The organism is Microbacterium sp. 05T445 (assembly GCF_056395865.1).
Genome location: NZ_JBFTKJ010000002.1, coordinates 1,058,383 through 1,082,988, shown reverse-complemented (window position 1 = coordinate 1,082,988; position 24,606 = coordinate 1,058,383). Strand labels below are relative to the sequence as shown.

Here is a 24,606-nt window from a genome sequence, read left to right as displayed (position 1 = left end):
CGTGTGGCGACATCCGCGTTATGTCACGAATCGACAACGGCAGCCGCTCATTCTGCACCTTCTCAGCGCTCATCGCTACCATGGTTCAGGCACGAAGGGGTGTCGCGCCGGTGAACCGGCAGTGAATCACGCACTTCAGGAGCAGACTTTGACCCTTCAGACCGTCATCCTCGCCGCAGGCATGGGCTCGCGTCTCGGACGCAGCCTCCCCAAGCCCCTCACCGAGCTCGGCGACGGCCGCAGCATCATGCAGCAGCAGCACGACAACATCCGTGCCGCGTTCGGCAACGACGCCAAGATCACCACCGTCGTGGGCTACCGCGCCGAGACGATCGTCGAGGCGTTCCCGCACGTCGACTACGTCTACAACGAGCGCTACGACCAGACCAACACCTCCAAGAGCCTGCTGCGCGCGCTCGCGAAGACCGGCAAGGGCGGCGTCCTCTGGATGAACGGCGACGTCGTCTTCGACCCACGCGTGCTCGGCCGCGCCATCGAGCTCATCGAGCGCGACCAGTCGTTCGTGACCGTCAACACCTCCAAGGTGAGCGACGAAGAGGTCAAGTACACCGTCACCACCGAGGGCTTCATCAAAGAGCTGTCCAAGACGGTCAAGGGCGGCATCGGCGAGGCCGTCGGCATCAACTACATCTCGAGCGCCGACAAGAAGGCGTTCATGCGCCACCTGACGCGCGTCGACGACCAGGACTACTTCGAGCGCGGCCTCGAGCTGGCCATCGCCGAGGACGGCGTGCTGCTGGAGCCGCTCGACATCTCGGATCTGTACGCCGTCGAGGTGGACTTCGCGGAGGACCTCGAGCGCGCGAACCTCTACGTCTGACCCTCTCGCCGACGCCTGTCAAGCCCGAGCCGACGCTCAGGCTTCGACGCATAGACTCGGCGCGATGACCGACAAGGTTCACCGAATTCACTCGCTGCCCGGCGATGCGCCCTGGCAGGGAGGGCTCCCGCCTGCCGGTTCGGACGAGCACCCGTTCACCATCCGCGCGCTGGACCGCGTCCTGGCGATCCAGCGACCCGTCGTGCTCGCGCATCTGCGCAGCATCCGGCTCCGGCATCCTGATGCGACTCCGGCCGAGATCGTGCGGATCCTGGAGCGCCGCTATCTTGCCGCCGTGACCACCGGTGGCGCCGCGGTCGGCGCGACGGCGGTCGTCCCCGGCATCGGGACGGGCATCACCCTCGCGCTCAGCGGCGTGGAGACGGTGGCGTTCCTCGAAGCGACGACGCTGTTCGCGCAGTCCGTCACCGAAGTGCACGGCATCCCCGTCGCCGATCCCGACCGTGCCCGCGCGCTGGTGCTCACGCTCATGCTGGGCAAGGAGGGCGTGGACCTCGTGGCGCAGCTGGCCGGTCAAGCGGCCGGTCGCGGCCCGACGCGCTCGGCGTTCTGGGGCGAGACCGTGACCAAGACGCTCCCCCGCGCCGCCGTCGGTCCGCTGGTCGACCGGCTCAAGAACACGTTCATCCGTCAGTTCGCGGCGCGCGGCGGCGCATCGTGGATCGGCAAGGCACTGCCTTTCGGCATCGGCGCGGCGATCGGCGGCGCCGGCAACAACATCCTCGGCCGCCGTGTGCTCACCGGATCACGACGGGCCTTCGGCGCACCGCCGGAACAGCTGCCCGCGGAACTGGAACCACGCCCGGGAGCCGACCGCGTCGAGCGGATCGCCGGTCGCGGCATCCGCCGCGCGGGCGAGGTCGTCGTGGGCGGCGTGTCGCGAGGCGCCGCAGCGGTCGGCAGTGTCGTGCGTCGCCGCAGGCCCGAGCTCGAATCTTCGCCGTCGGACTGACCCCGGCGGCGGTCGACGGGGTGAGAATGAGGGTATGGGTCTGTTCAGCAAGCTCCCGGAGGAACCCATCGAGTGGGCCGGCCTCCCGTCCGAGCCTGCGCGCCCCGAGAGCCTGGCGGAGCGCCTGACGGATGCCGCCGGCCTCGACCTGGGCACGCTCGGGGTGGGCGACCTGGCGATCGGCGGCGCCCCGGCGGTCGAGTCGATCGTGATCCCGGTCGCCCCGGTCATCGAGATCGCCGAGGCGCAGGGCGACGACGCAGACGGGTAGCCCCGACAGTCGGAGCAAGAGAACCTGCAAGCGCTTGCAGCGGCGTCCTCGACACACTCCTCCCGCGGGCATACCCTCGCAAGTATGGACAGCACGTTGGCGTGCCTGGCGGCCTGGATGCCGCGGCAGCGGTGGTACGCCGCGAAGGGGCGTCCGCCGAGCCTCCGCCTGGTCGCCTGGTGGGATCTCACCCCCGGCGACGAGGAGGCCGAGCAGGACGCCGCTCGCGTGCGCACCTTCCTCGTTGCCGATGAGGGTGCGCTCCCGGCCGTGCTCTACCAGATCCCCGTCGTCGCCCGGCCCACCGAAACGGTCGACGCCGATCCCGACCACGTCATCGGCAGCCCGTCCCCCGGAACCACCTTCATCGACGGCCCGTTCGACACCGCGTACGCGCAGGCGCTGCTGCGACTCATCGCCGACGGCGGGGTGGCCCACGGACCACAGACCACGGCCATCGGACGGCCCGCCGCGGTCGCCGAACCCGCCGGGCCGCGGTCCTCGCGCGTGGTCAGCGGCGAGCAGTCGAACACCTCCCTCATCTACGAGGGCACCGGCACTCCCGTGATCTGCAAGGTGTACCGCCAGCTCCACGCCGGCCTGAACCCCGACATCGAGCTCCAGGAGGCGCTCGCGGCGGTGGGATCGCCCCATGTGCCGCGCCCGGTCGGCTCGATCGAGGGCGCCTGGCCCGATCTCACCACTGCCCACGGCAGCGTGCGCGGCTCGCTCGCCTTCGCGCAGGAGTTCCTGCCGGGCGTCGAGGACGCATGGCGGGTGGCGCTCCTCGCCGCCGCTCGCGGCGAGGACTTCCGCGCCGGAGCACGCGCCCTCGGCACCGCGACGGCCGAGGTGCACCTCGCCCTGGCCGAGTGCTTCCCCACGCATGCGGCGACCCCCGGCGACCGCGAGGCCACCGCTGCGACGTGGGAGCGACGGCTGGCCATCGCGATCGCCGAGGTGCCCGAGATCGCCCCGCTGCGGGATGCCGCAGCCGGGGTGTACCGCCGCGCCCTGAGCGTGGCGTGGCCGCCGCTGCAGCGTGTCCACGGCGACTACCACCTCGGTCAGGTGCTGCACTCCCCCGAGCGCGGCTGGGTGCTACTGGACTTCGAAGGCGAACCGCTGCGGCCCATGGGCGAGCGCACGCAGCCGGACCTGGCGCTGCGCGACGTCGCCGGGATGCTGCGCTCGTTCGACTACGTCGCGGGCTCGCTGGGCCTGGACGATGCCGGCCGTCCCGCCGACCCCGTCCGCGCCTGGGCGCGCGATGCGCGGCAGTCCTTCGTCGAGGGGTACGCCGCCGCGTCGGGGACGGGGCTCGACCCGCGGCATCCGCTCCTGGCGGCCCTGGAGCTCGACAAGGCCGTGTACGAGGCCCTCTACGAGGCCAGGAACCGGCCGACGTGGCTCGCGATCCCGCTCGGTGCCATCGCGCGACTGGTGGAGCGGCCCGCCGCGGTGGCGTGAGCGGTCGGCTCAGCCCTCTTCGTCCAGGTCGGCCTCTTCCTCGGGCTCGTCGTCCTCCGCATCGGCGACCGAGCGCGCGTACCACGCCTCCCAGTCGTCCATCAGACGCTGCACGGCGTCGTGGAAGCGAGCGGTGGCCGCGCCCGGGGTCGTGTCTCCGAAGTAGTGCGCGACCCACTTGTCCAGACGGGCGACCGCGTCGGGGTCGTCGAGCACGCGGGCCGTCTGGGCGACGATGTCGGGTGCGGCTGCGGCATCCAGCCACTCGCAGGCCGAGAGGTAGCCGTGCGTGTCGATGGCGGCTGCGGGATCGGCCGGACGCGTGATCAGCAGCGGCTTGTCGGCGGCCAGGCGGTCGTAGACCATCGCCGAGATGTCGACGATCGCCACATCGGCGGCGGCGAGCTGCCACCCGAGCTCGGGCCCGTCGTCGAAGACGTGGTGCGCGGCCGGGTCGGCGGTGTTGGCGGCGGCCAGCGCCGCGATGATGCGCTTGTTGGCGGCGCCGTACTCGTGGTCCACCACGCCGGAGCGCGGATGCGGGCGATAGATCACGCGGTGGCGGCCGGTGGCCAGCAGCGCCTTGACAAGCGCCTCGCCGTGCGTGGCGATCGAGCCGTAGTGGGCGGAGGGGCGATCGCCCTCCCACGTGGGCGCGTACAGCACCACCGTGCGTTCATCGGGCGTGTACGGCAGGGTGCCCGAGTAGTGGTCGGCCTGCGGGCGGCCGATCTCGATCGTGCGGCGCTCGATGTCGTAGTCCCACAGCACGCGCGAGAGGCGCTCCCGTGCGGCGTCGCCGGCGATCATCGCGTAGTCGTACGCCTTGTACTGGTTGGTCGTCATGTACATCTTGTCGGACTCGCCGTGGTTGATGAACACGTGCCAGCGGCGTCCGTACCGGAACATCTGGAAGTTGCGCGTGTTCTGGTTCACGTAGAGCACGACACGGATGTCCTGCTTGGCGATGAAGCGTTCGAGGTCGCGCACCGTGGGCACGAACGCGACAGGCAGCGCACCGTCGGCCAGCAGCGCCTCGGCGCCGGTCGCGGTGCGGCTGAGCACCACGACCGGCCAGGTCTTCGCGAGTCCGGCAAGCGGCTTGTACCACTGCCGCATCTGGTACATGTTGACCGCGCCGTCGGCGAAGTACACGGCGACGCGGTAGTGCAGCGGCGGGTGGGGCGGACGCGCCGCGAGGGTGCGCCGCACGTCGATGACGGCGGAACGGCTGCGCACCGCCTTCCTGACGAGCGCGACGGCCTTCCTGGCATCCGAGACGAGACCCACGCTTCCAGCCTATCGAGCGCGCCATGACATGATCGACGCGTGCATGTCGAGCAACACGGGCGCAGGGACGCTCCGGTCGTCCCCGCCGAAGCCGGCGTGAGCTTCGTGATGCCGGTGCTGAACGAGCGGGACTACCTCCAGCGCGCCGTGGAGACCGTGCTCGCGCAGGACGTGCCGGGCCCGGCCGAGCTGATCCTCGCCCTCGGGCCTTCGACGGACGGCACCACCGAGCTCGCCCAGCAGCTGGCTGCGGCCGACGAGCGCATCGTGCTGGTCGACAACCCGGCCGCCGACATCCCCATAGGCCTCAACCTCGCCATCCGCGCCGGCCGCTACCCCACCGTGGTGCGCGTCGACGCGCACTCCGAGCTCGATCCGACCTATGCGCGCCGGGCGCTCGCCACGCTCGACCGGGTGCGCGCAGCCAACGTCGGCGGCGTCATGAGCGCCGACGGGCGCACGCCGTTCCAGCGGGCCGTGGCGCGCGCCTACAACTCCCCCATCGGCCTCGGCGGCGGCGCCTACCACGGCGGCACGCAGGAGGGCGAGGCCGAGTCGGCCTACCTCGGCGTGATGCGCCGCGCGGTGCTCGACGAGGTCGGGCTGTTCGACGAGAGCATCCGCCGCGGCGAGGACTGGGAGCTGAACCTGCGGATCCGCCGAGCCGGATATCGGGTCTGGTTCGACCCGTCGCTGGCCGTCACGTACTGGCCGCGAGAGAGCTGGGCGCGGCTCGTGCGGCAGTTCTCGGCGACCGGACGCTGGCGCGGCGAGCTGGTGCGCCGGTTCGGCCGTGGCAACTCCCTGCGGTTCTTCGCGCCGCCGGCCCTCGTGCTCACGATCCTGCTGGCCGTCGTCGTCGGTGTGCTGCAGCTGACCGGTGTGCTGCAGGGGTGGTGGTCGGTGGCGGCATCCGTCGTCTATCTGCCGGTCCTCGCGTACGCGATCCTCATCTTCGCCGTCGCCCTCGGATCGGGCGGCGGGCACGGCTGGCGTGACAAGCTCTGGACGGCCGCCGTGCTGCCCTCGATGCACCTGGCGTGGGGATGGGGGTTCCTGCTCGGCGTGATCGGCGGCGCGCACGACACCGTCGACACGTCGAGGCTGGGCAGCCGCAACACGCCGCTGCCCTGATCCGGCACCGCGTCAGGGGGCGATGAAGCCCTGATCGAGGATGCGGGACACCACCCGCTCCGCGGCACGGCCGTCGTCGCGCGCGTTGAACTTCTCCCGCCACTGCGTGTACCGGTCGGCGTACTTCCCGGCGTCATCGGCACGGAGAGCGGCGATGAGCTCGTCCTGGCTGCGCACCATCGGCCCCGGCGCATGGGCGGCGAGATCGAAGTAGAAGCCCCGCAGCTCGCCCCGGTAGTGCTCCATGTCGGGCACCAGGAAGTACATCGGCTTGCCGGTGACCGAGAAGTCGAACATCACCGACGAGTAGTCGGTGATCAGCGCGTCGGCGACGAGCAGCAGCAGCGAGGTGTCGGGGAATCCGGTGACGTCGATGACGCGGGGCCCCTCGGCATCCCGCCCCGGCAGCAGCGTCCGGGAGTGGCCGCGCACCAGCACCACGGCGTCGGTCGCCGCGGCGAGCGCGACGGGGTCGACGAAGTCGACGATCTGCTCCCGGTCGTCGCGCCACGTCGGCGCGTACAGCAGCACGCGCTCGCCCGGGCGGATGCCGAGCGCCTCGCGGGTGGCCGTGCCGTCACCCACGGTCAGCACGTCGTTGCGCGGGTACCCCTCGACCCAGATGGGACGGCTGAGGAACGCGTACGCCTTGCCGAGGATGCGCGCGGCGTAGGGGTTCTGCGCGAGCAGGACGTTCCAGCGGCGTGACTCGCGCACCACCGCCGCCATGCGCCGCGGGTCGAACCCGGGCCGATGCAGCGCGAGGCGCTTGAGCGGCGTGCCGTGCCACGTCTGCAGCACCACCTGGCCGCGGCGCCGCGCGAAACGGCGGCGCAGCCAGTCGTTGACCACCAGCAGCCGTGCCGCGCCACGGGCCCGCCACCACTCGGGGCTCCCCTCGACGACGGGGATCGCGCCCTCGGGCACCGCGACCGACAGATCGACGACGCTCCAGTACCGGGTCACGCCGGGCGCGCGGCGGGCGAGCTCGCGGTCGATCGCGAGCGGGTTGCAGCTGGCGTTGCGCCCGTAGAAGCTCTCGAAGAAGACGGCGTTCTCGAACCCCGTGGCGGGGCGCGTCGCATAGCGGCGCTCGAGGGCGTCCTGGCCCTCTCCCGAGTCATAGGCCGGGTCGACCGGGGGCCCGACGCGCAGCGCCCACCCCTCCAACGTCGCCCGCAGGGTGCCGAGCTGGGTGAGTGGCACGGCGGCGGGGGGAAGGATGCCGCGGCTCGCGGCATCCGCGATCCGCACCTCGTACGCACCCGACGGCAGCGGAAGCTCCGCCCCGCCCCACCGGGACGCCCGCAGCGGCAGTGTCGCCCGCCATGTCTTGCCGCGACCCGTGAGCCGCGCCGTGACCCGTGCGCGCGCGCCGACCAACTCGACGGAAGCGGGCCGTTCGCCCTCGCCCGAGAGCTCGAGTGCCGGGCCCCCGTCCGTCGTGAAGCGCGCCTCGGTCATCCGGTTCCTTCCCTCGGGCGGACATCGGCCGTTCCGGCCAGAATCGCACGGTACACCCTCTCGGCGTTGCGGCCGTCGCGGAACGCGTGGACACGCGCGCTGAGCGCTGCGGCGCGCGCCGTGCGACGCGCGCGCTCCTCGGGGTCGCCCAGCAGCGCGTCCAGCTGCGCGGCCGTCTCGGTCCAGTCCTGCGCCCACGCGTCGCCGGCGACGTCGGCATACGTGCCGTAGAAGCCCCGCCGTCGCGCGTACTCGTCGACGTCAGGTGCGAGGAAGAGCGTGGGAAGCGGCACGAGCGCCGCGTCGAACGCGAGAGACGAGTAGTCGGTGACGAGCGCGTCCAGTCCCGGCAGGAGCGGGGTGACGTCCGGGACCACGTCGCTGCCCAGCGCCTGGACGCGATCGGTCGGGACCGGCGGTGCGTACTCGCCTGCACCGAGCGGGTGCGAACGCACCAGCAGCGTGGCGTCGTGGTGCGCGAGCACCTCGATGAGCCGGGTCCACTCCGCGGCGGTCGGCACCGCGGGATCGGTCGCGCCGTCACGCCAGGTCGGCGCGTACAGCACGAGGCGCGATGACGGACCGATCCTCGGCGCGGCGCGCTCGACCGCGGCGCGAGCGACCGTGCGCCGGTCATCAGGGTTCCCCCGCGAAAGGACGTCGACGCGGGGCTCCCCGGTGACGGGCACATGCGCGTCGGGAAGAGCGAACGCCGACTCGAGCCGGCCGCGCACGGCGTGCGAGGCCGCCGGCAGCACGTCGATCCGCCGCGCCGCGGCACGGAACATCGCCCGCAGCAGCGTACGGACGGGGCCGGCGGCGGCGGTGCCTGCGACCAGCCCCGGCACCCGGAGCGTCTCGGGCGAATCGAGCCCGATGCGCTTGAGCGGGATCCCGTGCCACAGCTGCACCACGTACGCCCCCGACACGGCGTACCGGTTCACGTCGCCGAACCCGTGCGTCACGACGACCACACCCGCGCGTGCGGTACGCCACAGGCCCCGCAGCGAACGCTTGGGCACTGTCGGGATGCCGCGGGCCGCGGCATCCCGCGCCTCGCGCTGATTCGCGACCAGCCATACCGCGCGATGTCCACCCGTCGCCGACGCCTCCCAGAGCGCCAGGGCGCCGTCGCCGATGCCGACCGCACAGCCGAACACCCATTCGTCGCGGACACGCGGCACCAGGAACGTGAAGATGCGTCCTGCGGCATACAGCGGGATCGTCGCGAGCTTTCGCGCATTCCCCGCGCCGAACGAGAAGGACGCCATCACGCGAGCCTATCCTGCTCGCGTGATGGCGCCCTGGGAGGTGGGGATTACTGCTCGAGCGTTCCGAGCGTGACCTCGACCGTCTGGGTCTTGCCGTCGCGGACGAAGGTGACCTCCGCCTTGCTGCCGGCCGCCGCGGCGCGCACCTGCGCCGTGAGGTCGGTGGCGTCGGTGACCGGGACGCCGTTGAAGCCGGTGACGACGTCGCCCTTCTGCAGTCCGGCCGCGGCCGCCGCGCCGCCGTCGACGACCTTGTCGATGTAGGCGCCCGTGATGGTGGAGCCTTCGACGGATGCCGCCGGCTTCACGCTCGCGCCCAGCAGGCCGTGCGTCGCCGCGCCGTTCTCGATGATCTCGCCGGTGATGCGCTTGACGACGTCGGACGGGATCGAGAAGCCGACGCCGATCGAGCCCGATCCGTCGGACGACGAGCCGCCCGCCGTCGCGATCGCGACGTTGATGCCGATGAGCTTGCCGTCGGAGTCGACGAGCGCACCGCCGGAGTTGCCGGGGTTGATCGCGGCATCGGTCTGGATGACGGAGATCGAGATCGTCTCGGTCGGCGTCTGCTGCTGCTGGCCCTGACCGAAGTCGAAGCGGAACGGGCTCTGCTGGCCGTCGCCCTGGTCCTGCTGCTGCTGGTCCTCGCTGCCGGTGTCGGGCGCGGCCGACGAGGCGATCGAGATCGAGCGGTTCAGCGCGCTGACGATGCCCTCCGTGACGGAGTTGGCCAGGCCCAGGGGCGCGCCCACGGCGACCGTGGTGTCACCGACGTTGAGCTTGCTCGAATCGGCGAACGAGATCGGGGTGAGGTCCTTCGCGTCCTTCAGCTTGATGACCGCGAGGTCGTACGTGGGGTCGGTCCCGACGACCTCGGCGTCGTAGACGCGGCCGTCCGACGTGGTCACGCGGATCGTGGCGTCACCGGTCGCACCGTCGAGGGTCACGACATGGGTGTTCGTGACGACGTAGCCGTCCTTGGTGAGCACGACGCCCGAGCCGGTGCCGGCCCCCGACGAGCTCGTCGCCTCGATGGTCACGACGCTCGGCACGACCTTCGCCGCGATCGCGGTGGTCTGGTTGACCGACTCGGTGTCGTTGACGGTGACCGTGGTGGGACCCGCGGCCGGCGAGTTGCTCGCCGGCGAGAACCAGTTGACGCCGGCGTAGGCGCCACCCAGGCCCGCGGCGCCGCCGACGATGGCAGCGGCCACGATGAGACCGACGATCTTGCCGGCGCCCGAGGACTTCTTCGGCGCCGCAGCCGTCGCCGGCGCAGCACCGCCGATCGGCTGGGTGGGCTGCGCGTCGGCCGGGTTGACGCCGAAGGCGGCGCCCGGCGTGCCCGGCGCGGGCTGACCGGCGTACGACTGGGGGTACGGCGCGGGCTGCCCCGCGTAACCCTGCGGCCGTGCGTAGGCGTGGGCGGCGGTCGGGTACCCGGCCGGCGGAACCGGCTGCGTCGGCAGCGGCGGCTGCGCCGCGGCGGGCTGAGCTGCCGTCGGCTGCGCCGCGGCCGGCTGTGCCGCCGGCGGGACGGGGGGTGCCGCGGGCTGCGCCGGCGGGACGGGTGCGGCGGGCTGAGCCGCGACAGCGGGATCCGCTGCGGCGGGCGCGGCCGGGGCGGGCGCCGGGGCCTCGGGCTGAGCCGGGGCCTGCGCGGCGGGCTGAGCCGCAGCCTCCGCGGCCGGCTGGGTCGGTACGGCGGGGGTCTGGTCTTCCGGGCGATCGCCCTGGATGTCGCTCATGGTTGCTCCTTCTGCCAAGCACTCACCACTGTGCCCACCGATGCTGTGCGTTTCTTATGTCGCGAGTGGGACTCGCCTATGCAACCGGGATGAGCCCGCCCGGTACGGTGAAGCGATGCGACAGATCCCCGGAGCGTGGCACCGCGCGGCCGCCGGTGCTGGACTCGTCGGTGCCGACGGATCCATCCACCCCACCATCTTCGCCGACATGTCCGCCCTCGCGGCACGAACGGGCGCGATCAACCTCGGGCAGGGGTTCCCCGACGAGGACGGCCCCGCCGAGGTGCTCGAGGCGGCCCGCGCCGCCATCGCCGACGGCGTGAACCAGTACCCGCCGGGGCGCGGCATCCCGGACCTGCTCGCCGCGGTCTGCGAGCACCAGGAGCGGTTCTACGGACTGCGGCTCGATCCGGCCCGCGAGGTGCTGGTGACCGCCGGCGCGACCGAGGCGCTCGCCGCGGCGCTGCTGGCGCTCCTGGACGGCCCCGACGACGAGGTGGTCGTGTTCGAGCCCTACTACGACTCCTACGCCGCGGTCGTCGCGCTGGCCGGCGCGAAGCTCGTGACGGTGCCGCTGCGGTGGCCCGACTTCCAGCCCGATCTGGACGAACTGCGCGCGGCCGTCAGCGACAGCACCCGCGTCATCCTGGTGAACGACCCCCACAACCCCACCGGCGCGGTGTTCGGCGCCGACGTGCGCGACGAGGTGGTGCGGCTCGCCGAACGCCACGACGCGATCATCGTGACCGACGAGGTCTACGAGCACCTCGTGTTCGACGAGCCGCACGTGCCCATCGCGACGCTCCCCGGCGCGTGGGAGCGCACCCTGACGATCTCGTCGGGCGGGAAGACGTTCTCGACCACCGGATGGAAGATCGGCTGGATCTCGGGCCCCGCCGCGCTCATCGACGCCGTGCTGGCCGTCAAGCAGTTCCTCACGTACGTCAACGGCAGCCCGTTCCAGCCGGCGATCGCGACGGGGCTGCGCCTGGGCGACGACTTCTTCCGCGGCATCGCCGACACCCTGCGCGCCAAGCGCGACCTGCTGGGCGCGGGCCTGCGCACGGCGGGCTTCGACGTGTCCGCGCCGGCGGGGTCGTACTTCACCGTCGCCGACGCCGGCCCCCTCGGGGCGACGGATGCCGCGACCTTCTGCCGCGGACTCCCCGACCGCGCCGGGGTGGTGGCGATCCCGCTCACCGCGTTCGCGACGCCAGCGCGCCGCGCGGAGTACGCGAAGCTGGTGCGGTTTGCGGCGTGCAAACGGGTCGACGTGCTCGAGGAGGCGGCATCCCGTCTGGCCGGCATGCGGTGACCGCGACGTCGCGGATGCCGCTCACCCGGCGAGCGCCGCGCGCTGCTCCCACTCGGGCCGCAGGATCGACATGAGGATCGCGTCGACGAAGCTGCCGTCGTAGCGGAGCGCTCCGCGGCGGACGCCCTCGACGACGAAGCCCGCCTTCTCGTACACCCGCTGTGCACGCGGGTTGAAGACGAACACCTCGAGCTCGAGGCGATACAGGGGCGTTGCGGAGAACGCGTGGTCGACGGTGAGGCGGGTGGCCTCGGAGCCGATCCCCCGGTCCCGCCCGTCGGGCCCGATCAGGATGCGGAAGTTGCAGGCGAGGTTTCCGGCGTCCCACTCGTTCAGCACCGTCTCGCCGACGCACACGCCGGTCGCGGGATCGACCACCGCCAGATCCAGTCGATCGACCTGCGCGTTGCGCGTGGAGTACCAGTCGCGCGTTCGCGCGTCGAGCTCGGGGGTCTCGTTCTCGGCCTCGTCGCTGGTGTGCACGCTGCCGGTGAGCCTCAGGACGTCGGGATCGGCGAGGATCGAACCCATCGCCTCGAGATCCGCGGTCTCGAACGGGCGCAGCAGCGTGCGCTCGCCGCGGAGGGTCGGCTTGATCGCGAACGGGCGTTCCGGGTCGAAGGGCATGCGGCCCAGTATGCCGCCGTCAGCGCGGCTCGACGCGGAAGCGGCGCAGCGCGAGCGCGGGGTTGACCCGGCGCACGCGTTCGACGGCGCCGAGATCGAGGTGCGCGACCGCGACATCGGTCGACGTACCCACCGCGGCGAGCTCCACGCCCTGCGGGTCGACGACGAGCGAGTTGCCCACGCCCAGGGGCGGCGGATGGTCGGCCGCAGCGACGAACACGGTGTTCTCGATCGCCCGCGCGTGCAGCAGGGTGCGCCAGTGCTGCTCTTTGAGCGGACCGCGCACCCACTCGGCCGGCACGAGGAAGGCCTCCGCGCCCGCGTCTACCAGGACGCGGCCCACCTCCGGGAAGCGCAGGTCGTAGCAGGTCATCAGTCCGAAGCGCAGCCCTTCGACCTCGAACGTCTGCGGCTCGCCCGGTGCGCCCGGTTCGACCCAGTCCGATTCGCGCTGTCCGAACGCGTCGTAGAGGTGGAGCTTGCGGTAGTGCGCATGCAGCCCCTCGCCGTCGACCGCGACGACGGTGTTGCGCACGCGCCGCCCGTCGCCCGCCCGTTCGAGCAGGCCCGCCACCACCGTCACGTCGTGCGCGGCGGCGATCCGTGTGAGCTCCCGCACGAAGGGGCCGTCGAGCTCCTGCGCATTCTCGGCCAGCGAGGCGTCGAAGGGGTCGACGAAGTAGCTCGAGTACTCGGGGAAGACCACGACCCGCGCCCCGCGGGCGGATGCCGTCGCCACCAGCTGCGCGATGGTCTCGAGGTTCGCGGCGGCATCGGCGGTCGGTGCGAACTGCGCCACGCCGACGGCGAGCGTACGTGCGGTCACGACTCCCCCTTGCTCCGGAGGCGCGCACGGATGACCGCGGGCGCCACGATCCACAGTGCCACGATCGCGCATGTCAGCGCGATGAGCGCCCACGCGGCAGCCGACCCGCCCACCACGACGTCGAACACGAAGGCCACCACACCCACCATCAGCACCGAGACGATGAGGAGGGCGGTCACCAGCGCCACGTGGCCGTAGGCGACCACCACGCTCTTCGCGTGCCGCCGGAACAGCACTCGGTGAAGGGCGACCGGCGCCAGGGCGATGATCGAGCTCAGCGCCGACACGACGACGAGCCCGAGGTACACCCCGCGCTGGAACTCGGTGAGATCGGCGAACGCAGGCTGGAAGGCGAGCGCCAGCAGGAAGCCGGTCAGGATCTGTGTGCCGGTCTGCAGCACCCGCAGCTCCTGCAGCACCTCGTTCCAGTTGCGGTCTGCACGCTCCGTCGGCGTCTCGTCTCGTCCGTCGACGATGTCGTCCCCGGGTCCGGCGTCCCGCGGCGCGCGTGCGCCTGAGTCCCGTGACATGCCGTCATCCTCCCCCGCCGCACCGTGCACGGACAAGCGCAGCGCCGTGTCATGAGCCGCCGAAAAGCCGTGCTAGGCTATCTCTTGTGCCGCGGGGTGGAGCAGCTCGGTAGCTCGCTGGGCTCATAACCCAGAGGTCGCAGGTTCAAATCCTGTCCCCGCAACAGAAAACGAAGAAGAGGGCGTCGCGCAAGCGGCGCCCTCTTCTTCGTTTTTGTCTTACGAGACCGGCGCCGCGAACCTGCTTCAGGGGGTCCCGCGCCGCCAGAGGCTCCGCGCGACGCGCCAGCGGCGCGTGGAGGGGCGGCGTGGCCAAATCCTGTCCCCGCAACAGAAAACGAAGAAGAGGGCGTCGCGCAAGCGGCGCCCTCTTCTTCGTTTTGTCTTACGAGACCGGCGCCGCGAACCTGCGGAGGGTCAGTCCTCGGGGTCCATGGCCCCGCAGAGGTCGTCGAGGAATCGGGCGATGACGTCGAGTTCGGCGCCCTCGTACCGCATCGCGACCTCACGCATCGCGAGCAGGCGTCCACCGAAGATACGGAAGAACGCGCGGCGCGCCTCGTCGGTCAGCACCACCACGAGCGCGCGGCGATCGGAAGGGTGCGGCAGTCGCTCGACGTGCCCCGAGTCGACCAGGCGATCCAGGAGTTTCGTCGTCGACGCGGTCGAGATCCGCAGGTGCTGAGCGATGTCGCGCGGACTCACCGTCCGCCCGTGCTGCTCACGGATGATCAGCAACCGCAGCGCCGCCACGTCGGTGGCGTTCATGTCCATGTCGCCCTTGAGGCCGCTGTGCATCCGCTCCATGGCGTCGCTGACGGCGCGGATCGAGGTGAGCACGCGCATCACGGAGTGCTCATACTCGGTCTGCGGCAGCCATCGCTCCGACATCATGGACGTTCCCTCCAACCCGTTGTAGCATCGCACACGAAGGATCGCTAGTTTAGCTAGCGACTTGAGGAGGTTCTGAGATGCCCGACACCGACCACGTCGTGCTGCTCGACGACGAGGGCCGCGCCATCGGCACGGCACCGAAGGCGAGCGTCCACGGCCCGGACACGGCGCTGCACCTGGCGTTCTCGTGCCACGTCCACAACAGCGACGGCCAGGTGCTCATCACCCGCCGTTCACTGACCAAGCGCACCTGGCCGGGCGTCTGGACCAATTCGTTCTGCGGGCACCCGCGGCCCGCCGAACCCGTCCTGACCGCGGTGCGGCGCCACGCGGACTTCGAGCTCGGCCTCACCCTCCGCGACCTCGAGGTCGCCCTCCCCCTGTTCCGCTATCGCGCGACCGACGCCAACGGCATCGTGGAGCACGAGGTGTGCCCGGTCTACATCGCACGCACCGACGACGAGCCGGTGCTCAACCCGCTCGAGGTGGCCGATGCGCGCTGGGCCGACCCGGTCGACCTCGCCGCGTCGCTCGAGGCGACCCCGTGGGCGTTCAGCCCCTGGCTGGTGCTCCAGGCGCAGCAGCTCCACCTCTTCGACGCGCCGGAACGTCGGAGACGAGCATCGTGATCCCGGGCGGGGAGCACCCCGAGGTGCGGATCGCGATCGACGGCGCGCTCGCGCGCATCCGCGAGCGTGCCGCCGACCTCGGCCCCGACTTCGTCGCGCTGAGCGAATCCCTCACCCGCGCCGCACAGGGAGGAAAGCGCCTGCGCCCGACACTGGTGACGGCATCGTTCGACGCGTTCCGCACCGATGACGCGGACGCCTCCGCCGCGCTCTCGGTCGCCGCCGCGTTCGAGCTGCTGCACACCGCCTTCGTGGTGCATGACGACGTCATCGATCGCGACACGGTGCGTCGGGGCGTGCTCAACGTCGGGGGCGAGTTCCGGCAGCGGGCGCAGGAACACGGAGCGGATGCCGCAGAAGCGGCCCACGTGGGCGATGCCGCCGCGATCATCGCCGGGGACATCCTGCTGCACGAGGCCTTCCGGCTCGTGGCGATGGCGCACACCGAAGACGCCACGCGCGAGCGCCTGCTCGCCCTGCTGGACGACGCGGTCCTGGTGTCGGCCGCGGGCGAGCTGACGGATGTCGAGAGCAGCGTCATGGCGCGGTATCCGTCGCGCGTCGCGACCCTCGACACGGCGTTCAACAAGACGGCGGTCTACTCGTTCCGGGCTCCCCTGCAGGCGGGCGCGCTGCTGGGCGGGGCGGATGCCGAGGCGCTGCGTGTGCTCGGAGACGCCGGCGGACGACTCGGGCTCGCCTTCCAGCTGGTCGACGACCTCATCGGCGCGTTCGGGACGACCTCGCAGACCGGGCGCGACAGCGGCCCGGACCTCCGTGAGAACAAGCGCACCCCGCTCGTCGCGCTCGCGCGCGAATCGGGTGCCGCCCCCGGTCTCGATCACGCCCTCGCCCGCGCGCGCACCGGCCCGGTCGCGGTCCGCGAGGCGCAGCAGGTGCTCGAGCAGAGCGGTGCGCGCGAACGCCTCGCGGGGCTCGTCGACGACATCGTCGCGGCGGTGCGCGAGCAGTCCCACGACCCGGCGCTGCCCGAGCGCGCCGGTGCACTCCTGCGCGCACTGGCCGACGGCATCCTGGAGCGGATCCCGTGAGCGCGACGCGGGTCGGCACGGCGACAGGCCTCGCCCTCTACGATCAGGCGGCAGCGGATGCCGCTGCCACCGTCATCGCGCGCTACTCCACGTCGTTCGGCCTCGCGTGCCGCCTCCTCGGCCCACGGCCCCGGCCGCATGTGCGGAACGTGTACGCGCTCGCACGCGTCGCGGACGAGGTGGTCGACGGACCGGCCGAGGAGGCGGGGCTCACCGCTGAGGCCACCGGTGACGTGCTCGACGACCTCGAGCGGGAGGTGCTGGCCGCAATAGACCGAGGCTTCAGCTCGAACCTCGTCGTGCACGCCTTCGCCAGCACCGCGCGCGAGTGCGGGATCGGCCCGGACCTCGTCGCCCCCTTCTTCGCCTCGATGCGCACCGACCTGCACACCCGACGGCACGATGCGGCCTCCCACGACGACTACGTCTACGGGTCGGCCGAGGTGGTCGGGCTGATGTGCCTGCAGGTGTTCGTCAACGCGGGGGCGCCGCATCCGGTCACCCCCTCGCCGGAACTGGTCGATGGCGCGCGACGGCTCGGAGCCGCGTTCCAGGACGTCAACTTCCTCCGGGATCTGCACCACGACGGCACCGTGCTCGGTCGCGACTATCTCGGGCTCTCCTCGGGCGAGGGCACACGTGCGGCGATCCTCGATCGCATCGACGGCGACCTCGCGGCCGCGGCGAGCGTCATCCCGGCGCTCCCCTCCGACTGCCGACGCGCGGTGACCGCGGCGCACGATCTCTTCGCCGAGCTCGCCGCCCGCCTGCGCACGTGCGACGCCGACAGCGACGTACGGGTCCGCGTGCCCGACGCCGTCAAGGCGCGCCTCGCGGCGCGTGCGCTGCTCGGCTTCGCGCCGAGGGAGGTGCGCGCATGACCCGCGCCGACGGCCCTGGGCGCGCCGTCGTGATCGGCGGCGGCATCGGCGGACTGGGCGCGGCGGCACTGCTGGCGACCGAGGGGTGGGACACGACCCTGTTCGAGGCGCGCGACGAGCTCGGCGGGCGCGCCGGCTCGTGGGAGCACGCCGGATTCCGCTTCGACACCGGCCCGAGCTGGTACCTCATGCCCGAGGTGTTCGACCACTTCTTCCGGCTGCTCGGAACGACCGCCGAGCGCGAACTCGACCTCGTCCCGCTCGATCCCGCTTACCGCGTCTACTCCGACCCTGCGACCGGCCTCGACCCCCTCGACGTCCGATCCGGACGTACCGCGGCGACCGCGCTGTTCGAGAGCGTGGAACCTGGCGCGGGAGCCCGCCTGGACGCCTACCTCGACTCCGCCGCCGACGCCTACGACCTCGCCGTCTCCCGATTCCTCTACGACACGTACGAGACGACCGCCGGCGTGCGCGATCCTGCTCTGCTGCGACGGATGCCGCGGCTCGCGGCCCTGCTGACCCGTAGCCTCGCCCGCCATGTCGAGAGCCGGTTCACCGATCCGCGGCTGCGGCAGATCCTCGAGTACCCCGCCGTCTTCCTGGGCGGGTCTCCCTACGGCGTGCCGAGCCTCTACCACCTGATGAGCCACCTCGATCTCGACGACCGGGTGCTGTACCCGCGCGGCGGCTTCACAGCGCTCGTGCGCGCCGTCGCGGCGCGGGCGGAGGCAGCCGGAGCCGCCATCGAGACGGGCGCGCGCGTCACCGCGATCACGACCGCGGCCGGAGCCGCGACCGGTGTGGAGCTCGCCGACGGGCGCCGCGTGCCTGCGGACCTCGTCGTGTCGGGTGCCGACCTGCATCACACCGAGACACGTCTGCTCCCTCGTGAAGCGCAGACGTACCCCGAGAAGTGGTGGCGCTCCCGCACCCCCAGCCCCGGTGCCCTGCTGCTCATGCTCGGCGTGGAGGGCCCGCTCCCGCAGCTCGCCCACCACACTCTGCTGTTCGCGCGGGAATGGCGCGAGAACTTCGCCGCGATCTTCGGGACGGATCCTCGTATCCCGGATCCCGCCTCCCTGTACATCTGCCGACCCAGCGCCACGGACCCCAGCGTGGCGCCGCCGGAGCACGAGAATCTCTTCGTGCTCGTCCCCGTGCCCGCAGATCCCCTGCTCGGGCACGGGGGCTTCGACCGGGGCGGCGACCCTCGCATCGAGGCCGCCGCCGACCGTGTCATCGACCAGATCTCGCAGTGGTGCGGCATCCCGGATCTGGCCGAACGCATCGTGGTGCGGCGCACGGTCGCGCCCGGGGATTTCGCCGACGACTTCGGCGCGTGGCGGGGGAACGCGCTCGGCCTCGCGCACACCCTCGGGCAGAGCGCCGTCTTCCGGCCGCGCAACGCCTCGCGCGTCGTCGATGGGCTGTCGTACGTCGGCGCCTCGACGCTGCCGGGCATCGGCCTGCCGATGTGCCTCATCTCGGCCGAGCTCGTCGTCAAGCGTCTGCGAGGGGATCGCTCCCCCGGTCCCCTCGCAGAGCCGGCGAGGGTGTGACGGTGCCCGGCGTCTACCTCGCGGCGATTCTCGGCTCCGCCGTCGGCGTCGCGCTGCTCGATCGGCGATGGCGGCTCGCCGCGTGGCGGTCACCCCGTCGCACGGCGCTCGCGGTCGGCATCGGCACCGCATTCCTCCTCGTGTGGGATGCGGTCGGCATCGCCGCCGGCGTCTTCGTCAAGGGCGACAGCACGCTGCTGATCGGCATCGACCTCGCCCCGCACCTGCCGCTGGAGGAGCCCGTCTTCCTGGCGTTCTTGAGCTACCTGGCGCTCATCTCGTGGTCCGGCGCGCAGCGTCTGATCGCGCGTAGAGGAGCGGATGCCGCGACGCGGCGATCGGAGGCGGTCCGGTGACGTACTCCCTCATCGTCCTGCCCTTCGCGGCCGTCACCGCCGTGGTGGTGCTGCTCACGGCGCGCCGGCCCGGGTTCGGGCGCCGGGTCGCGGCATCCGCCATCGCCGCCGGCACCCTCTGCGTCCTGACCGCGGTGTTCGACAACGTGATGATCGCCGTCGGGCTGTTCGCCTACCCGGAGGCCCTCATCTCGGGCGCGCGGATCGGCTTGGCGCCGATCGAGGACCTCGCGTACCCCGTATGCGCCGCGTTTCTGGTGCCCGCCGTGTTCACGCTGCTCTCGCCGGCCCGTCCACGACGCGAGGAGGCACGCTCGTGACCGCGGCACCGCCCCTGCGCACGGCGGGCATCGCCCGGCAGCTGCTGATCTCCTCACGACCGGTCAGCTGGATCAACACCGCCTATCCCTTCGCGGCCGGGTACCTCATGACGACACGGCAGATCGACGCGACCGCGGTGATCGGCACGCTGTTCTTCCTCGTGCCGTACAACCTCGCGATGTACGGCATCAACGACGTGTTCGACTACGAGTCCGACCTGCGCAACCCGCGCAAGGGCGGCGCTCACGGCGCTGTCCTCGACCGGCGCATGCATCGGGTGACGCTGTGGGCCGCGGGGCTGCTGTGCCTTCCGTTCGTCGCGTACCTCGTGGTGGTCGGCTCGCCGGTGTCGTGGCTCGTGCTGGCCACCAGCCTCTTCTTCGTCGTCTTCTACAGCGCGCCGCCGCTGCGTCTGAAGGAACGTCCCTTCCTGGACTCCGCGACCAGCAGCATCCACTTCTTCTCCCCCGCCGTCTACGGACTCGTGCTCGCCGGGGCGGCCTGGACGATGCCGCTGATCGCACTCGTCGTCGCGTTCGCGCTGTGGGGCGTCGCCTCCCACGCGTTCGGGGCGGTGCAGGACGTCGTAGCCGACCGCGAGGCGGGGATCGCCTCCATCGCGACGGCGCGCGGCGCACGCTGGACGGTGCGCTTCGCGCTCGTCTGCTATGCCGCAGCCGGCGTGGCGATGCTCGCGACCACCTGGCCCGGACCGCTCGCGGGTCTGCTCGTCATCCCCTATCTCGTGACCGTGTGGCCGTATCGCTCGATCACCGACGCGGATGCCGCGGCCGCCACGACGGGATGGCGCCGGTTCCTGTGGCTGAACCAGTTCTCGGGCTTCGTCGTGACGCTGCTGCTCATCTGGTTCGCGTTCCTCACCGCGTGAACGCCGGCGGCGTCCGGTGCGATGCGAAAGGGCCGCCCATCCTCGGATGGGCGGCCCTTCTCACGTCAGCGGGTCACTGCTTGCCGAGCTCGATGAGCTTCTCGACAGCGGCCGTCAGTCGCGCGTCGGCCTCGCCGTACGCGGTCCAGTCGCCCTTCTCGAGGGCCGCCTGCCGGTCCAGCATCGCCTTCTGGGCGTCCTGCAGCGCGGCCTGGTACGCGTCCGTCGGCTCGGTCGTCGGCGGCGTCTGCTCCGTGGGAGTCGGCGACGGCTCAGGCGCTGGCGAGGCCCCCGGAGTCGGCTGCACGTCGGTGTCGCCGGCATCCGCTCCCGAATCGCCGCCGAACAGCGTGTCGAGCGCCTCGTTCAGGGTGTCCTCGAAGGCGATGTCGTCACCGAACGAGACCAGCACCTTCTGCAGCTTCGGCAGCTTCGTCGCACCGGACGATTGCACGAACACCGGCTGCACGTACAGCAGGCCGCCACCGACCGGGAGGGTCAGAAGGTTGCCGTTGAGCACCTCGGACTGCCCTTGTTTCAGCAGGTTGATCTGCGAGGACACCTGTGGGTCGGAGTTGAACGTGTTCTGCACCTGACCGGGACCGGGCACCGTCGTCGCGGCGTCGATCACGAGCATTCGCAGCTTCCCGTAGTCCTTGCTCTTGACCCCCGCCTCGCTGCCGGCGTTCGAGTCCACCGCGAGGTAGCCCATCAGCACGTTGCGCGCGTTGCCCCCCGTCGACGACGGGATGAACGACGTGAACATCGAGTACGTCGGCTCCTCCTGGCCGGGCATCTGCATCGTCAGGTAGTACGGCGGCTGCAGCAGCGTGTCTTCCTGCGGGTCGTTCGGCGTCTGCCAGCGGTTGTCGCTCTGGTAGAACGACCGCGCGTCGTCGACGTGGTACGTGCCGAGGATCGTGCGCTGCACCTTGAACAGATCGGTCGGGTAGCGCACGTGGCTGATCAGGTCGGCCGACATGTCGCTGATCGGCTTGATCGTCGACGGGTACACCTTCTGCCAGGACTGCAGCACCGGGTCGCTCTCGTCCCACGCGTAGAGCGTGACCGAGCCGTCGTAGGCGTCGACGGTGGCCTTGACCGAGTTGCGGATGTAGTTGATGTCGTCCAGCGCGAACCGCGGAGCGGGGTTCGACGAGTCCGAGATCGCCGAGGTGAGGCTCACCGTCGAGGAGTACGGGTAGTTCGCGCTCAGCGTGTAGCCGTCGACGATCCAGACGATGCGGCCGTCCACGACGCTCGGGTACGCGTCGTTGTCGAGCGTGAGGTACGGCGCCACCTTCTGCACGCGATCGCGCGGGTTGCGGTCGTAGAGGATCTGCGAGTCCTCGTTCACGTAATCCGAGAACAGGATCTGCTCGGCCTGGAACTTCAGCGCGTAGATGAGGCGGTTGAAGACGTTGCCGAGGCTCGGTCCGCCGTCGCCCTCGAACGTCGTCTTGGTCTCGCCCGAGGCGCCGTCCTGACCCGACGGGTAGTCCAGCTCGATCGGGTCCGCATCCTTCGGCGCTCCCACGATCGAGTACGTCGGCGAGTACTCGCCGAAGTACACGCGCGGCTGGAAGTCCTCCTGGTCGGAGAGGAAGCCGCTGGCGGGGATGCCGCGCTCGAGGAACACCGGGTCGCCCTCGGTGGTGCGGTCGTTGCCCTTCGCGGCGACGATGCCGTAGCCGTGCGTGTAGACGACGGCCGAGTTCTGCCAGTCGGCGGCCGCGCCCAGCTGCGCGAGGTTGAGCTCACGGACCGAGACCACCGTGTCCTGCGAGACGCCGTCGATGTCGTAGCGGTCGACGTCCAGCGGGTCGGCGAACTGGTAGTAGGAGCGGTACTGCTCGAGCTGACGCACGTTCGGCGAGATGATGGCCGGGTCCATGATGCGCACCTGCGCGGTCGTCGCCGCGTCGTCGCGCAGCTGGCCCGCCTCGACATCGGTCACCGCCGTGAAGTCCTGCTGGTCCAGGCCGTCGACGCCGTACGCCTCATGGGTCATGTCGACGTTGCGCTGGTAGTAGTCCTCTTCCAGGGCGAACCGGTTCGGCTGCACCTGGAAGGTGTTGACCACCCACGGGTACCCGATGCCGACCACGATCGCCGAGACGACCAGCAGGGCCGTCGCGATGAGCGGGTAGCGCCATCGGCCGATCACCGCGGTGACGAAGAACAGGATCGCGACGATGACGGCCGCGAAGGCGAGGATCGTCTGCCCGGGGATGATCGCGTGCACGCCGGTGTAGCCGGGGCCGGTGATGCGGTCGCCCGGTTCGATGAGCGTCTTGTAGCGGTCCAGCCACAGGCTCGCGCCCTGAACCAGCAGGTACAGTCCCGCGATGACCGCGAGCTGGATGCGCGCGGACTTGGAGATCCGCAGCTCGCGCTGGCCGATCCGCACGGAGCCGTACAGGTACGACACGAGTGCCGTGACGAGCAGGCAGATGAGCAGCACCGCCGAGACGAAGCCGATGAGCGAACTCCAGAACGGCATCGCGAACATGTAGAAGCCGGTGTCGAGACCGAACTCGGGGTCGGTCTGCTTCGTGGCGACGCCGTTGAACCACAGCCAGGTGGTCTCCCACTGGGCGGATGCCGCGAAGCCGGCGAAGAAGCCGAAGAAGACCGGGATGCCCCACATCGCCAGGCGCCGCAGCGGCTCGACGACCTCCTGGTATCGGTCCAGCTGCGAGCTCAGCCGCGCGTACACCGGGCGCAGTCGGTAGGCGAGCTGGATCGACAGCCACACCGGCACCGCCATGCCGAGGAAGCCGATGACGAACATCACGACGCGCGCGACCCACTGGGTCACCAGCACCTCCTGGAACCCGAGCTGGTCGAACCAGAGCCAGTCGGCGTAGAGGCTGGCGAACACGAAGAACGCGACCACGAGCGCGGCGATGACCGCAAGGGTGATGGCGATGACGCGTCGGGTGCGGGAGGGTGTGGCCGGGGGCGGCGACGAGGTCGTGGTCACCGTCCCATCCTAGGCGGCTGGTTCCGGGCGGCGACCGTGTCCTCGCTGGGCGAACTCTAGGAAACCGGCAACGTTTCGGGAACGATCAGCTCGCCCGGCAGGTGGGCAGTTCGTCGAGTCCGTCACCGGTGCGGACGGCGTCGAGGACGTCGAGCGCGTCATCCAGGTCCTTCACCGAGTACACGCGCAGGTCACCCGGGATGTGCCCGACGACCTCGTCGCAGTTGTCGGCCGGGGCCAGGAACCAGTCCGCGCCCGCGTCGAGCGCGCCCCACATCTTCTGGCGGATGCCGCCGATCGGCCCGACGTCGCCTTCGGCGTTGATGGTGCCGGTCCCGGCGACCTGTTCGCCGCCGTTGAGCTCGCCCGGGGTGAGGGTGTCGATGATGCCCAGCGCGAACATCATGCCGGCGCTCGGGCCCCCGACGTTGTTGAGCTGGATGGTCACGTCGATCGGGAAGTCGTAGTCGGTGATCAGGTTGACGCCGATGAGCCACGTCGTCTCGCCGTCGGCGGTGGACTCCTTGGGAGTCACCTCGACGGTCTGCTGCTTCCCGTCGCGCTCGATGAGCAGTTCGACAGGCGCCCCGGCGCCGTCGTTGATGACCGCGCGCAGGGAGGAGGCATCCGTCACCGCCTGGCCGTTCGCCTCGAGGATGACATCGCCCTCCTGCAGGACGCCCTCGGCGGCCGCGTCCTTGATCACCGAGTGCACCGAGAGCTTCGCGCCGACGTCGTAGCCGACCTCGGTGAGCGCGGCGGCGGTCGCCTCCTGCTGGGAGTCGACCATCATCTGCGCGCTCTCCTCGTTGCGCTGCTCGGTGGTCTGCCCCTCGGGGAAGATCGCGTCGATGGGCATGACCGCCTTGCTCGGGTCGAACCACGCCCTCGCGAGCTCGAACCACGACGGGGTGTGCTCGCGGTTGCCCTGGACCTGCACGGTGAGGAGGTCGAGCGAGCCGTCGGTCGGATAGGTCTCGGCGCCGTCGACCGAGATCAGCGGCACCTCGTCGCCGTCGGCGTTCTGCGCGGTGCCGAGCGTGTTGTACACCGGGCCGGGCTGCTGGATGACGTACGACGTCGGCAGGAACGTGATGACCAGGAGCACGACCATGGCCACGGCCAGCGCCCACACCCCCGCGAGTGTGCGACGCGACATCCGCTGCCGCGGGGCGGGCTCGATGGTGGTGTTCTCGTCGAACAGGGCCACGCGGGACCTCTCTTCCGTGCCTTGTCGTCAGCTGCCTGGTCGTTCGCGACCGGCGTAAGGCGTTCG

The 24,606-nt window shown here is 71.2% G+C and carries 23 protein-coding genes and 1 tRNA gene; 14 read left to right on the top strand and 10 right to left on the bottom strand.

All coding sequences use genetic code 11. From position 1 onward, the window contains the following. Positions 1 to 148 precede the first annotated feature (148 nt). The 4 genes from AC1DDU_RS14530 (at position 149) to AC1DDU_RS14515 (ending at position 3,555) form a co-directional block, all read left to right on the top strand. Positions 149 to 841, top strand: coding sequence for a phosphocholine cytidylyltransferase family protein (locus tag AC1DDU_RS14530; RefSeq protein ID WP_477435283.1), 693 nt, complete (start codon positions 149 to 151; stop codon positions 839 to 841). Positions 842 to 905: 64 nt separating this feature from the next. Beyond that, the gene (locus tag AC1DDU_RS14525) at positions 906 to 1,814 is read left to right on the top strand and encodes a hypothetical protein (RefSeq protein WP_477435281.1); all 909 of its coding nucleotides are present in this window, start codon (positions 906 to 908) and stop codon (positions 1,812 to 1,814) included. A 34-nt stretch (positions 1,815 to 1,848) separates the two neighbouring features. Continuing rightward, on the top strand, positions 1,849 to 2,085 hold the full coding sequence (locus AC1DDU_RS14520) for a hypothetical protein (protein WP_477435279.1): 237 nt from the start codon (positions 1,849 to 1,851) through the stop codon (positions 2,083 to 2,085). Positions 2,086 to 2,169: 84 nt separating this feature from the next. After that, positions 2,170 to 3,555 (top strand): maltokinase N-terminal cap-like domain-containing protein, encoded by a 1,386-nt coding sequence (locus AC1DDU_RS14515; protein WP_477435277.1) that lies wholly within the window; start codon positions 2,170 to 2,172, stop codon positions 3,553 to 3,555. A 9-nt stretch (positions 3,556 to 3,564) separates the two neighbouring features. Here the strand turns inward: AC1DDU_RS14515 and AC1DDU_RS14510 are convergent, their stop codons facing one another. Further along, positions 3,565 to 4,845, bottom strand: coding sequence for a CDP-glycerol glycerophosphotransferase family protein (locus tag AC1DDU_RS14510; RefSeq protein ID WP_477435275.1), 1,281 nt, complete (start codon positions 4,843 to 4,845; stop codon positions 3,565 to 3,567). 108 nt (positions 4,846 to 4,953) lie between these two features. On the opposite strand from AC1DDU_RS14510, the gene AC1DDU_RS14505 reads away from it, so the two are divergent. Then, positions 4,954 to 5,979, top strand: coding sequence for a glycosyltransferase family 2 protein (locus AC1DDU_RS14505; RefSeq protein WP_477436845.1), 1,026 nt, complete (start codon positions 4,954 to 4,956; stop codon positions 5,977 to 5,979). Between the two features lie 12 nt (positions 5,980 to 5,991). Here the strand turns inward: AC1DDU_RS14505 and AC1DDU_RS14500 are convergent, their stop codons facing one another. From AC1DDU_RS14500 to AC1DDU_RS14490, 3 genes are read right to left on the bottom strand one after another with little or no spacing between them, the layout of a single operon-like run. Then, a complete protein-coding gene (locus AC1DDU_RS14500; protein ID WP_477435273.1) occupies positions 5,992 to 7,443 on the bottom strand; it encodes a CDP-glycerol glycerophosphotransferase family protein in 1,452 nt (483 codons plus the stop codon). Continuing rightward, a complete protein-coding gene (locus AC1DDU_RS14495) occupies positions 7,440 to 8,714 on the bottom strand; it encodes a CDP-glycerol glycerophosphotransferase family protein (RefSeq protein ID WP_477435271.1) in 1,275 nt (424 codons plus the stop codon). Before AC1DDU_RS14495 ends, AC1DDU_RS14500 begins: the two co-directional genes overlap by 4 nt. 47 nt (positions 8,715 to 8,761) lie before the next feature. Continuing rightward, entirely contained in the window at positions 8,762 to 10,462 is a 1,701-nt protein-coding gene (locus AC1DDU_RS14490; RefSeq protein ID WP_477435269.1) for a S1C family serine protease, read from the bottom strand. A gap of 115 nt (positions 10,463 to 10,577) precedes the next feature. Between AC1DDU_RS14490 and AC1DDU_RS14485 the strand changes: the two genes are divergently transcribed. Further along, entirely contained in the window at positions 10,578 to 11,777 is a 1,200-nt protein-coding gene (locus AC1DDU_RS14485) for an aminotransferase class I/II-fold pyridoxal phosphate-dependent enzyme (protein WP_477435267.1), read from the top strand. Between the two features lie 21 nt (positions 11,778 to 11,798). On the opposite strand, the gene AC1DDU_RS14480 is transcribed toward AC1DDU_RS14485, so the two are convergent. Genes AC1DDU_RS14480 through AC1DDU_RS14470 form a run of 3 tightly spaced genes read right to left on the bottom strand, consistent with a single transcriptional unit; the run spans position 11,799 to position 13,760 of the window. Continuing rightward, positions 11,799 to 12,404, bottom strand: coding sequence for a GNAT family N-acetyltransferase (locus tag AC1DDU_RS14480; RefSeq protein ID WP_477435265.1), 606 nt, complete (start codon positions 12,402 to 12,404; stop codon positions 11,799 to 11,801). Between the two features lie 19 nt (positions 12,405 to 12,423). Next, entirely contained in the window at positions 12,424 to 13,230 is an 807-nt protein-coding gene (locus AC1DDU_RS14475) for a carbon-nitrogen hydrolase family protein (protein WP_477435263.1), read from the bottom strand. Next, on the bottom strand, positions 13,227 to 13,760 hold the full coding sequence (locus AC1DDU_RS14470) for a DUF6328 family protein (protein ID WP_477435261.1): 534 nt from the start codon (positions 13,758 to 13,760) through the stop codon (positions 13,227 to 13,229). The genes AC1DDU_RS14475 and AC1DDU_RS14470 overlap by 4 nt, the downstream gene beginning before the upstream one ends. Before the next feature lie 90 nt (positions 13,761 to 13,850). On the opposite strand from AC1DDU_RS14470, the gene AC1DDU_RS14465 reads away from it, so the two are divergent. Then, a tRNA-Met gene (locus AC1DDU_RS14465) sits at positions 13,851 to 13,924 on the top strand. Between the two features lie 253 nt (positions 13,925 to 14,177). Here the strand turns inward: AC1DDU_RS14465 and AC1DDU_RS14460 are convergent. Then, positions 14,178 to 14,654 (bottom strand): MarR family winged helix-turn-helix transcriptional regulator, encoded by a 477-nt coding sequence (locus AC1DDU_RS14460; protein WP_477435259.1) that lies wholly within the window; start codon positions 14,652 to 14,654, stop codon positions 14,178 to 14,180. A 77-nt stretch (positions 14,655 to 14,731) separates the two neighbouring features. Here AC1DDU_RS14460 and idi point away from each other — a divergent pair, with 77 nt between their 5' ends. Genes idi through AC1DDU_RS14425 form a run of 7 tightly spaced genes read left to right on the top strand, consistent with a single transcriptional unit; the run spans position 14,732 to position 20,344 of the window. Beyond that, on the top strand, positions 14,732 to 15,283 hold the full coding sequence (gene idi, locus AC1DDU_RS14455; RefSeq protein ID WP_477435257.1) for an isopentenyl-diphosphate Delta-isomerase: 552 nt from the start codon (positions 14,732 to 14,734) through the stop codon (positions 15,281 to 15,283). Beyond that, positions 15,280 to 16,335, top strand: a complete 1,056-nt coding sequence (locus tag AC1DDU_RS14450; RefSeq protein WP_477435255.1) for a polyprenyl synthetase family protein — start codon at positions 15,280 to 15,282, stop codon at positions 16,333 to 16,335. The genes idi and AC1DDU_RS14450 overlap by 4 nt, the downstream gene beginning before the upstream one ends. Continuing rightward, positions 16,332 to 17,216: a phytoene/squalene synthase family protein gene (locus AC1DDU_RS14445; RefSeq protein ID WP_477435253.1), complete on the top strand. Its 885-nt coding sequence runs from the start codon at positions 16,332 to 16,334 to the stop codon at positions 17,214 to 17,216. The genes AC1DDU_RS14450 and AC1DDU_RS14445 overlap by 4 nt, the downstream gene beginning before the upstream one ends. Beyond that, entirely contained in the window at positions 17,213 to 18,778 is a 1,566-nt protein-coding gene (crtI, locus tag AC1DDU_RS14440) for a phytoene desaturase family protein (RefSeq protein ID WP_477435251.1), read from the top strand. Before AC1DDU_RS14445 ends, crtI begins: the two co-directional genes overlap by 4 nt. A gap of 2 nt (positions 18,779 to 18,780) precedes the next feature. Beyond that, positions 18,781 to 19,134, top strand: a complete 354-nt coding sequence (locus AC1DDU_RS14435; protein ID WP_477435249.1) for a lycopene cyclase domain-containing protein — start codon at positions 18,781 to 18,783, stop codon at positions 19,132 to 19,134. Then, entirely contained in the window at positions 19,131 to 19,454 is a 324-nt protein-coding gene (locus AC1DDU_RS14430; protein WP_477435247.1) for a lycopene cyclase domain-containing protein, read from the top strand. The genes AC1DDU_RS14435 and AC1DDU_RS14430 overlap by 4 nt, the downstream gene beginning before the upstream one ends. Continuing rightward, positions 19,451 to 20,344: a prenyltransferase gene (locus tag AC1DDU_RS14425; RefSeq protein ID WP_477435245.1), complete on the top strand. Its 894-nt coding sequence runs from the start codon at positions 19,451 to 19,453 to the stop codon at positions 20,342 to 20,344. The genes AC1DDU_RS14430 and AC1DDU_RS14425 overlap by 4 nt, the downstream gene beginning before the upstream one ends. 73 nt (positions 20,345 to 20,417) lie before the next feature. Here the strand turns inward: AC1DDU_RS14425 and AC1DDU_RS14420 are convergent, their stop codons facing one another. Both AC1DDU_RS14420 and AC1DDU_RS14415 read right to left on the bottom strand, forming a co-directional pair. After that, positions 20,418 to 23,330, bottom strand: coding sequence for a UPF0182 family membrane protein (locus tag AC1DDU_RS14420; RefSeq protein WP_477435243.1), 2,913 nt, complete (start codon positions 23,328 to 23,330; stop codon positions 20,418 to 20,420). Positions 23,331 to 23,415: 85 nt separating this feature from the next. Further along, on the bottom strand, positions 23,416 to 24,540 hold the full coding sequence (locus tag AC1DDU_RS14415) for a YlbL family protein (protein ID WP_477435241.1): 1,125 nt from the start codon (positions 24,538 to 24,540) through the stop codon (positions 23,416 to 23,418). Between the last annotated feature and the right edge of the window lie 66 nt (positions 24,541 to 24,606).

Bases quoted from the DNA above. Each gene is read 5' to 3' on its own strand.
- AC1DDU_RS14505 (WP_477436845.1), top strand. From the start codon at position 4,954: ATGCCGGTGCTGAACGAGCGGGACTACCTCCAGCGCGCCGTGGAGACC.
- AC1DDU_RS14500 (WP_477435273.1), bottom strand. From the start codon at position 7,443: ATGACCGAGGCGCGCTTCACGACGGACGGGGGCCCGGCACTCGAGCTC.
- AC1DDU_RS14515 (WP_477435277.1), top strand. From the start codon at position 2,170: ATGGACAGCACGTTGGCGTGCCTGGCGGCCTGGATGCCGCGGCAGCGG.
- AC1DDU_RS14520 (WP_477435279.1), top strand. From the start codon at position 1,849: ATGGGTCTGTTCAGCAAGCTCCCGGAGGAACCCATCGAGTGGGCCGGC.
- AC1DDU_RS14485 (WP_477435267.1), top strand. From the start codon at position 10,578: ATGCGACAGATCCCCGGAGCGTGGCACCGCGCGGCCGCCGGTGCTGGA.
- idi (WP_477435257.1), top strand. From the start codon at position 14,732: ATGCCCGACACCGACCACGTCGTGCTGCTCGACGACGAGGGCCGCGCC.
- crtI (WP_477435251.1), top strand. From the start codon at position 17,213: ATGACCCGCGCCGACGGCCCTGGGCGCGCCGTCGTGATCGGCGGCGGC.
- AC1DDU_RS14490 (WP_477435269.1), bottom strand. From the start codon at position 10,462: ATGAGCGACATCCAGGGCGATCGCCCGGAAGACCAGACCCCCGCCGTA.
- AC1DDU_RS14525 (WP_477435281.1), top strand. From the start codon at position 906: ATGACCGACAAGGTTCACCGAATTCACTCGCTGCCCGGCGATGCGCCC.
- AC1DDU_RS14495 (WP_477435271.1), bottom strand. From the start codon at position 8,714: ATGGCGTCCTTCTCGTTCGGCGCGGGGAATGCGCGAAAGCTCGCGACG.
- AC1DDU_RS14470 (WP_477435261.1), bottom strand. From the start codon at position 13,760: ATGTCACGGGACTCAGGCGCACGCGCGCCGCGGGACGCCGGACCCGGG.
- AC1DDU_RS14460 (WP_477435259.1), bottom strand. From the start codon at position 14,654: ATGATGTCGGAGCGATGGCTGCCGCAGACCGAGTATGAGCACTCCGTG.
- AC1DDU_RS14480 (WP_477435265.1), bottom strand. From the start codon at position 12,404: ATGCCCTTCGACCCGGAACGCCCGTTCGCGATCAAGCCGACCCTCCGC.